Origin of the sequence: Microbacterium sp. 69-7, from assembly GCF_001897985.1 — a bacterium.
GTDB lineage: Bacteria > Actinomycetota > Actinomycetes > Actinomycetales > Microbacteriaceae > Microbacterium > Microbacterium laevaniformans.
In genome coordinates, this window is record NZ_MKRU01000090.1 from 50,206 (window position 1) to 58,702 (window position 8,497).

Below are 8,497 nucleotides of genomic sequence, written 5' to 3' on the forward strand. Positions count from 1 at the left end.
GCCGACCGGCGCGGCCGCGAAGGTCGGCGGTGTGGTGACGCAGCAGTCCGATGCGTTCGGTCAGCTGGGCCTCGCGATGCTCGCCGCCATCCTCATCGTCTACATCGTGATGGTCGCAACGTTCAAGTCGCTGCGCCAGCCGCTCTTGCTGCTGGTGTCGGTGCCGTTCGCGGCGACCGGGGCGATCCTGTTGCAGATCGCGACCGGTGTGCCGCTCGGGGTCGCCTCGCTGATCGGCGTGCTGATGCTGATCGGCATCGTCGTCACGAATGCGATCGTTCTCGTCGACCTCGTCAACCAGTACCGCGAGAAGGGGCTCAGCACCCATGACGCGACCGTCGCGGGCGGCTCGCGACGACTGCGCCCGATCCTGATGACGGCGCTGGCGACGATCTTCGCCCTCACGCCGATGGCGCTCGGCATCACCGGCCACGGCGGTTTCATCTCGCAGCCCCTCGCGATCGTCGTGATCGGCGGACTGGTTTCCTCGACCGTGCTGACGCTGCTCGTGCTGCCGACGCTCTACAACCTCGTCGAGGGTGCGCGCGAGCGTCGGGCGGCGCGGCGGGCGGGCGCTGGCGGTGGCCGCAAGGCGGCTGCGGATGCCGACGCAGGCCCCGTCGCCCCGGCATCCGGTGCCGCCGCGCTGCACCCGCGCCGCGACCTGCGTGGCAAGTAGTCAGCTGCGCGGATCGGTCTGATCGGCGACGACCATGAAGCGGATGAAGACGGCGAGCCAGCCGAAGATCAGCGCGAACACGATGATCTCGAAGGCCGTCAGCCCGAAGTAGCCCGTGGCGAACAGCGCGATCGAGACGAGGAGACCGGCGAGGAACGCCCACGACGCGAGGAAGTAGGCGCGCGGCATCCGCCGCACGATCCACGGGCCGCCGACGAGGAGCAGCAGGAACATCAGAGCCATCCCCGACGCCGACAGGTTGTGCAGCAGCATGTTGACGTTGACGGGGAAGATGCCGACGCAGGCCAGCATGACGCCCATGATCGCGAGCGCTGTGCCGACGACACGGATGCCGCGTGGCCCAGCGCGGCGAGGTCGTGGGAGACGTACAGCGTGAAGGTCGTCACGAGCAGGCCTCCGGCGATGAGCGTGCCGTTGAAGAGGAAGCTCGACATGTCGCCGAACGTGCCCAGCTGGCTGAAGTGGTACGTCCACCACATCGGGTCGGAGGTCGTGATCATGGCTGCCAGCGTCCCGATCCCGATGAAGGTGACGAGCAGCGTCGTGAGACGCTGGGTCGTCATCCGCGAGGCGGAGAGGTAGCTCAGCCAGCCCGACAGCCCCGTCGCCGTCGCGGCCAGCACCGTCGTCCAGAACGCGGTGAGCTCGACGTCGATGAAGGCCCGCGAGAGCACCGCGAACAGGGCGACCGTCCCGATCATGGCGAGGGCGCCGTGCGCGATGACGACGGATGCCGTCGACACCACGTAGCGCCAGCTCGCGATCCTGCGCCGCCACTCCTGGCCGTCGGTCGTGCGGCGCGCCAGTATCCGAGCGCGGAGCTGACGGCCGCCGCCAGGCCTGCCCCGGCGGCGGCCCAGCCGGCGATGCTCGCATCGCCCCAGAGGCGCACACCGACGCCGAGCGGCCCGATGATGAGCCCGACGACGCCGCCAAGAACGGCGGCGATCGCCGCGGCGAGGAGGGCCTCCGCCTCGACGCGCAACGACGGCGCCGGGGCGCGATCGGCCTCGGCCTCGGCCGGAAGTCGGGCGGGTTCGGCTGCGGTCATGGCGTCAGTGCAGGGGCCCGCCGACGAGGCGTCGCGGGAGGCGACCGGCGCTCTCACAGGTGGACCGAGTACAGTGGTGCGGTCGGCTCTGGACACCGCACTGTGGTGCGGGTGGGTTTGTGAGTCCAAGGGGCCGATGGTGAGCGTCGATCGACGCGCATGAACCATCACTGTTGAATGGCCCCCGGACCACCGGGTTGCCCGCCGCCCCGATCCGTCCGACCTCCTGGTCGCCCCGGCTCTCGCTGCGCGGCGGCGCTGTTCTCGCGCGAGAAAACCCAGGAAGAACACCATGCCCAAGAGCAAGAAGCCGGCCGGCGGCCGCGCCCAGAACTTCGAGCCCCGCTACGGGTCGAAGACCAGCTACCAAGACGCCAAGCGTCGCCCCGGCCAGTCGTCCGCCGGTAAGCCCGGCAGCAAAAGCCCGAGTCACCGCGGCTACCGCGCCGCCGAGGCGACCGACGCGGCATCCGCCCCGAAGCAACGCTGGAGCGCGCAGGAGCGCGCCGGACGCGACGAGGCTCGCGGCATCCGCTCGCGCGCCAACGGCGAACGCCCGCGTCGCGACGACCGCGACGGCTTCCGCCCCGCGCGCGACGAGCGTCCGGCTCGTTCGTTCGATGACCGCCCGCGTCGCGATGACCGCCCGCGTCGCGATGACCGTCCGGCCCGTTCGTTCGACGGCCCCCGTCGTGATGACCGCCCGGCTCGCTCGTTCGACGGCCGCGGCCGCAACTCCTCCGCGTCGGGCGCGGAGCGCCGCGAGCGGCCTGCTTTCGGCTCTCGGGACGCGGATCGGAGGAGCTACGACCGTCCGGCCCGTGACGACCGTCCGGCTCGTTCGTTCGATGACCGCCCGCGTCGCGATGACCGCGGCGGTTACGTTCGCAACTCCGGAGAATCGGCGCGCGGCGGTCGTGATGGCGCCCGTGTGCCCCGTGAAGGCCGCGATTTCCGGAGTACTGATCGTCCGGCTCGCTCGTTCGATGACCGCCCGCGTCGCGATGACCGTCCGGCTCGCTCGTTCGACGACCGCGGCCGCAACTCCTCCGCGTCGGGCGCGGAGCGCCGCGAGCGGCCTGCTTTCGGCTCTCGGGACGCGGATCGGAGGAGTTACGACCGTCCGGCACGTGACGACCGTCCTGCCCGTGACGACCGCCCGCGTCGTGACGACCGTCCCGTCCGCACTGCCGGCGGCAACCGCTCCGACTGGAACTCCGACGCGAAGGATGCCGCGGCACGCAAAGCCTACGAGGAGCACGCCGACGTCGTGCACGAGAAGCTGCAGGCGCAGGCCGTGCAAGCCGAAGAGGTCGCGGACGTGAGCTTCTCGAGCCTCGGCCTCGGCGACAACATCGTGCGGACCCTCGCCGAGCTCGGCGCCGCGGCGCCGTTCCCGATCCAGGCCGCCACGATCGCGCCGATCCTGGGGGGCAAGGACGTGCTCGCCCGCGGCCGCACCGGCTCGGGCAAGACCATCGCGTTCGGCGCTCCACTCGTCGAGGCGGTGCTGCGCAGCCAGGCCGGCAAGCGCCGTGCGTTCGGGCGCAGCCCGAAGGCGCTGATCCTCGCCCCGACCCGCGAGCTCGCGCTGCAGATCGACCGCACCATCCAGCCGATCGCCCGTAGCGTCGGCCTCTTCACGACGCAGATCTATGGCGGCGTGCCCGCCGGGCGCCAGGTCGGGGCCCTGAAGAAGGGTGTCGACATCATCATCGGCACCCCCGGACGTATCGAAGACCTGCAGAACCAGGGCAAGCTCGACCTCTCCGAGGTCGGAATCGTCGTGCTCGACGAAGCCGATCACATGAGCGAGCTGGGCTTCCTCGAGCCGATGCAGCGGATCCTCCGGCTCGTCGACCCCGACGCGCAGAAGCTCCTGTTCTCGGCAACACTCGACCGCGAGGTCGCGGCCCTCGTCGATGAGTTCCTCGTCGACCCGGCCGTCTACGAGGTGGCCGGCGAAGACCAGGACTCCGGCACGATCGACCACCGCGTGCTCGTGATCGATCACCGTGACAAGGCGGAGATCCTCACCTCGCTCGTCGACCGCGCCGGCAAGACCCTCGTGTTCGCTCGCACCCGTGCCTACGCCGAGATGCTCGCCGAGCAGTTCGACGATGCCGGCATCCACGCCGTCGCCCTCCACGGCGACCTGAACCAGGCCAAGCGCACGCGCAACCTCGAGCGCCTCACGTCCGGTCGGGTCAGCGTGCTGGTCGCCACGGATGTCGCCGCCCGCGGCATCCACGTCGACGACATCGACCTGGTCGTCCAGGCCGATGCCCCCGACGAGTACAAGACCTACCTGCACCGCTCCGGCCGCACCGGCCGCGCGGGCCGCGTCGGCACGGTCGTGACGCTCATCCCCCGCCAGCGCCGCCGTCGCATGACGGAGATGCTCGACCGCGCCGAGATCGACGCGCCGTTCGAGGACGCCCGCCCGGGCGACGACGTGATCGAGGAGATCTCGGGCCGTCAGGCCGCGCACGTCGACCGCTGAGTCGCGCTTTCCGGAGGGCCGTGGCGTTCGCGCCGCGGCCCCTCCGCCGTCCCGGCGGACGCAACCATGCCGCGATAGGCTGACCGGGTGATCCGCTGGTCCCGGGTGATTCTTCTCGCCGCGTCCGTCGTTGTTCTGAGTGGCTGTGCGGCATCGACGATCCCTGCGCCGACGACGGCCGCGCCGACGCGCTCGGTCTCACCCCAAGCATCGTCTTCCGTTGCGACACCATCCGCGACCACTTCGCCGTCGGCGGTCGTCGTGAACATCCCGAACTCCTGCGATGCGCTCGCGACTGTCGACGCCGTATCGGCAGCGATGGGAAAGACGTGGGTTGCTGCTTCCCAGGAGCCGACGCTCGAGAGCATCATCCCGGGCCCGCAGGCGCGGTCGGCGGCTACCGAGGCGACAGCGAAGCTGCAATGCCTGTGGTGGCCGGAGCTGGCAACTGAGGCCTATGTTGCGTTGGGTGTCTATCGGCTCTCAGATTCGGCGGCGACGAGCCTGCTCTCTTCGCTGCGGTCGACTCCCGAGTACAACAGTGTCGACCCTGGGATTCCTGGGGCGGTCGCTTTCTCTTACGAGGACCGCGGAGGAGAGTTCTTGACGTCCACCGTCTACGTCTTCGTCGGAGATTCGTGGTTCGCAGGAGGCTCACTCGGACCGGCCGCGCGGATTGTGCCGCTGGTTTTGGACGCCGCGAAGCGCAGTATCGGCTGATCGTCCGGTCAGAACAGCATCGCGGGGGCGGATGCCGATGATGCCGATGATGCCGCCGCCCGGGCGGTCGTCCGTACCGGGCCCGGCCGTGCGGGCCGCGTCTCGACCTCGTCTTCGGGACCACCGGTGAGCCGGTGCCGTCGCAGCAGCGGGCGCACGCGAGCCGCGAGCCACTTCCGGTATCCGGCGGGCGCGTAGACCGTGGCGCCGGGGTAGAGCCCGCGATACGCGGGCACGAGTCCCGGGTGCTCGCGCTCCAGCCACTGCCAGAACCACTCCCGGGCACCGGGACGCAGGTGCAGTGCTCCGAAGACGACACGAACCGCTCCGGATGCCGCGATGCGCGCAAGCGTGTCGTCGAGCACCGCCACGGAGTCGGTCAGATGCGGCACGATCGGCATGAGGAACACGGTCACGGCGAATCCGGCTTCGGTCGCCGCCCGCACGGTGTCCAGCCGTGCCTGGAACGTGGGTGCTCCGGCTTCGAGGGTCTGCCGCAACTGCTCGTCGGGCATGGCGATCGACATCGCGAGGTGGACGGACACTCGACGTCGCGCCTCCGCGAGCAGCGGAAGATCGCGCCGCAGCAGCGTGCCCTTGGTGAGCACCGAGAACGGCGTGCCGCTGGCCGCGAGGGCGTCGATGATCTCGGGCATGAGCCGGTAGCGCCCCTCCGCCCGCTGATACGGGTCGGTGTTGGTGCCGAGCGCGACCGGCTCGTGCTGCCACGACGGTGCGGCCAGCTCGCGTCGCAGCACCTCGGCCACGTTGACCTTCACGACGATCTGCTCGTCGAAATCGCGCCCGGCGTCGAGGTCGAGGTAGGGGTGGGTGCCCCTCGCGAAGCAGTACGAGCAGGCGTGGCTGCACCCGCGGTAGGGGTTGACGGTCCAGTCGAACGGCATCGCGGATGCCGAGGGCACATGGTTCAGCGCCGACTTCGCCGCCACCTCGTGGAAGGTCATGCCCGCGAACTCCGGGGTCGTGACGGTGCGGACCAGACCGTCGAGGCGCTCCATGCCGGGCAGGGCAGCGGCATCCGCCGCATCGATACTCTGTCCACGCCACCGCATGTCGTACATTCGAACAGAGATGCGACAAATGCGCAATGTGCAGGCGCCGCACGGGCTCGGCGGGCAGAATGGGCGGGTGCCGCACCCCGAGCAGCCGATCAGTCGCCGCGCCGCGCGCGCCGCCGTTGCGCCCCCGCGCGCCCGCGGAGCGTTGATGTCGAAGGTGCCGCCGCGGGTGCGGTGGACGGCGTTCGCGATCGCCTTCTGGGCTGTGGCGGCGATCTTCGCCGTCTCGGCGTTCTCCCTCAGCGGCGCCCGCGGTCCGGGTGGCGCCGCGTCCGTGGCCACATCGAACGCGGCGGCGGCCGCTGTCGCGCTGCCCGGTGGAGCGGATGCGACGGCGGCACCCGCCACAGGGCTGCCGGTTCCCGCTCAGACCGGCGCGGCGGCACGGTGCGACGATCCCGCTGTGGTCACCGCGCTCGCCGCCGGCAAGGACGAAGACGTCGTCACCGCCTTCGGTGGCGGCGCGGCCTTCCGCGGCGCCGTCGTCGACGGCGTCGCACCCTGTGTCGATCTCGGCGACCCGCACCGGCTCTGGGTCGTCGTCGACAAGAAGCGTCCCCTCAACCCGCTGGATGTCGAGCCCACCGAGCTGGTCGCCCCCGCCGACATGCAGCGCACGGTCGACGGCCGGCTGCAGCCGGCGGCTGCCGAGGCGCTGACGGCTCTCGTGGCCGCCGCCGCTCAGGAGGGTGTCGGTGCGATCGGTCTGAACAGTGCGTACCGGTCGTTCGCATCTCAGACGCGCACGTACAACGGTTACGTGAACTCGCTCGGCCGCGACGCGGCGGACCAGCAGAGCGCCCGCCCCGGTTTCAGTGAGCACCAGACGGGGCTGGCCACCGATGTCGCCGCCTGCGACAGCGGATGCGGCGCCATCGAATCGTTCGGCGGCACGCGTCAGGGCGCCTGGGTCGCCGCGAATGCGTGGCGGTTCGGCTACATCGTGCGCTACGAGAGCGGCTACACCGACATCACGGGTTACGAGGCCGAGCCCTGGCATCTGCGCTACATCGGCCCCGAGCTCGCCAAGGCGTACCACGACGGCGGGTTCCACGCGCTGGAGGATTTCTTCGGTCTTCCTGCCGCGCCCGGCTACTGAATCCCGCTCGTCGCGCTAGCGGTGAAACCCAGTACCATGGATGCTGAGATGCAATGCCATCGGCATTCGGGGTCCTTCCCGCGGCATCCGGCAGATTCCACACTCGAGGACGAGAGGACGGGCGCACCATGGAGCGCGAGATCTACGACGAGGACCACGAGGCGTTCCGCGACGTCGTGAAGGAGTTCCTCAAGCGCTTCGCCACCGAAGAGAAGCGCAAGCAGTGGGAGGCGGACGGCGAGATCGACCGCGCCACAATGCTCGCCGCCGGCGAGGCCGGCATCATCGGTTTGAGCGTTCCCGAGGAGTTCGGTGGCGCCGGCATGCTGCAGGACTATCGATTCCGCTCGATCGTCCTGGAGGAGACCATCGGCGCCGGGCAGGGGTCCCTGGCCGGTGCCTTCGGCATCCAGGACGACCTCGCCGTGCCGTACATCGTGCACATGGGGACGCAGGAGCAGAAGGAGAAGTGGCTGCCCGGCATGGCGACGGGCGAGATCCTCGGCGCGCTCGCGATGACGGAGCCCGGCGCCGGAAGCGACCTGCGCGGCATCAAGACGACCGCGAAGAAGGTCGACGGCGGCTATCTCGTCAACGGCGCGAAGACGTTCATCTCCTCGGGGAAGACCGCCGACATGGTGGTCACGTTCGTGAAGACCGGCGAGGGCAACCGCCCGGATGCCTTCAGCCTGCTCATCCTCGAAGACGGCATGGAGGGTTTCGACCACAGCAAGAAGCTCGAGAAGATGGGCTTCCACGGGTGGGACACCGCGGAGCTCAGCTTCACCGACGTGTTCGTCCCCGAGGCGAACCTCATCGGCGGCAAGGAGGGATTGGGCTTCATCCAGCTCATGATGAACCTTCCGCTCGAGCGTCTGTCGATCGGTGTCGCGGCTGCGGCTGCGGGCGAGGCCGCGTTCGCGTGGACGCGCGACTACGTGCTCAGCCGGGAGGCGTTCGGTGAGCGGATCGCCGACTTCCAGAACACGCGGTTCCTTCTCGCCGACATGGCCACGACGGTCGACGTCATGTGGACCTACAACGACCGCGCGATGATGCTCTACAAGGACAAGAAGCTCACCGCCGAGGAGGCGGCGAAGGTCAAGTTCTGGTCGACCGATCGCGAGGCGGAGCTGCTCGACATCGGCGTGCAGCTGCACGGAGGCTACGGGTACATCACCGAGTACCCCATCGCCCGCGCCTACCTCGACGCTCGCGTCCACCGCATCTACGGCGGCACGAACGAGATCATGCGCGACATCGTGTCGCGGCAGATCGTCGGCAAGCGCTGATCCGCCCGCGCCCGCTGATCCGCCCGCCCGCGCTCCCGCGGCATCCCTCCTCG

Annotated in this window: 9 protein-coding genes; 5 read left to right on the forward strand and 4 right to left on the reverse strand. The window is 69.9% G+C overall.

All coding sequences use genetic code 11. The annotated features are described in order from the left end of the window. On the forward strand, window positions 1-679 hold a 679-nt coding region (locus BGN98_RS09905), incomplete at its 5' end, for an efflux RND transporter permease subunit (RefSeq protein WP_288121219.1). On the opposite strand, the gene BGN98_RS09910 is transcribed toward BGN98_RS09905, so the two are convergent. From BGN98_RS09910 to BGN98_RS09920, 3 genes are read right to left on the reverse strand one after another with little or no spacing between them, the layout of a single operon-like run. Next, window positions 680-913: a hypothetical protein gene (locus BGN98_RS09910; RefSeq protein ID WP_288121221.1), complete on the reverse strand. Its 234-nt coding sequence runs from the start codon at window positions 911-913 to the stop codon at window positions 680-682. Beyond that, window positions 913-1,443, reverse strand: a complete 531-nt coding sequence (locus tag BGN98_RS09915) for a hypothetical protein (RefSeq protein ID WP_288121223.1) — start codon at window positions 1,441-1,443, stop codon at window positions 913-915. Before BGN98_RS09915 ends, BGN98_RS09910 begins: the two co-directional genes overlap by 1 nt. Further along, complete coding sequence (locus BGN98_RS09920) at window positions 1,398-1,751, reverse strand: hypothetical protein (protein ID WP_288121225.1); 354 nt, start codon at window positions 1,749-1,751, stop codon at window positions 1,398-1,400. The genes BGN98_RS09915 and BGN98_RS09920 overlap by 46 nt, the downstream gene beginning before the upstream one ends. A 292-nt stretch (window positions 1,752-2,043) precedes the next feature. Here BGN98_RS09920 and BGN98_RS09925 point away from each other — a divergent pair, with 292 nt between their 5' ends. After that, window positions 2,044-4,254: a DEAD/DEAH box helicase gene (locus BGN98_RS09925; protein WP_288121227.1), complete on the forward strand. Its 2,211-nt coding sequence runs from the start codon at window positions 2,044-2,046 to the stop codon at window positions 4,252-4,254. 87 nt (window positions 4,255-4,341) lie between these two features. Continuing rightward, the gene (locus tag BGN98_RS09930; protein ID WP_288121228.1) at window positions 4,342-4,974 is read left to right on the forward strand and encodes a hypothetical protein; all 633 of its coding nucleotides are present in this window, start codon (window positions 4,342-4,344) and stop codon (window positions 4,972-4,974) included. An 8-nt stretch (window positions 4,975-4,982) separates the two neighbouring features. Here BGN98_RS09930 and BGN98_RS09935 read toward each other — a convergent pair whose 3' ends face one another. Further along, window positions 4,983-6,047, reverse strand: a complete 1,065-nt coding sequence (locus BGN98_RS09935) for an Rv2578c family radical SAM protein (protein ID WP_288121229.1) — start codon at window positions 6,045-6,047, stop codon at window positions 4,983-4,985. 28 nt (window positions 6,048-6,075) lie between these two features. On the opposite strand from BGN98_RS09935, the gene BGN98_RS09940 reads away from it, so the two are divergent. Beyond that, window positions 6,076-7,152, forward strand: a complete 1,077-nt coding sequence (locus tag BGN98_RS09940; protein WP_288121230.1) for a M15 family metallopeptidase — start codon at window positions 6,076-6,078, stop codon at window positions 7,150-7,152. Between the two features lie 128 nt (window positions 7,153-7,280). Continuing rightward, a complete protein-coding gene (locus BGN98_RS09945; protein ID WP_204948143.1) occupies window positions 7,281-8,444 on the forward strand; it encodes an acyl-CoA dehydrogenase family protein in 1,164 nt (387 codons plus the stop codon). Window positions 8,445-8,497 lie beyond the last annotated feature (53 nt).

Bases quoted from the DNA above. Each gene is read 5' to 3' on its own strand.
- BGN98_RS09925 (WP_288121227.1), top strand. From the start codon at position 2,044: ATGCCCAAGAGCAAGAAGCCGGCCGGCGGCCGCGCCCAGAACTTCGAG.
- BGN98_RS09910 (WP_288121221.1), bottom strand. From the start codon at position 913: ATGTTCCTGCTGCTCCTCGTCGGCGGCCCGTGGATCGTGCGGCGGATG.
- BGN98_RS09935 (WP_288121229.1), bottom strand. From the start codon at position 6,047: ATGCGGTGGCGTGGACAGAGTATCGATGCGGCGGATGCCGCTGCCCTG.
- BGN98_RS09945 (WP_204948143.1), top strand. From the start codon at position 7,281: ATGGAGCGCGAGATCTACGACGAGGACCACGAGGCGTTCCGCGACGTC.
- BGN98_RS09940 (WP_288121230.1), top strand. From the start codon at position 6,076: ATGCGCAATGTGCAGGCGCCGCACGGGCTCGGCGGGCAGAATGGGCGG.
- BGN98_RS09920 (WP_288121225.1), bottom strand. From the start codon at position 1,751: ATGACCGCAGCCGAACCCGCCCGACTTCCGGCCGAGGCCGAGGCCGAT.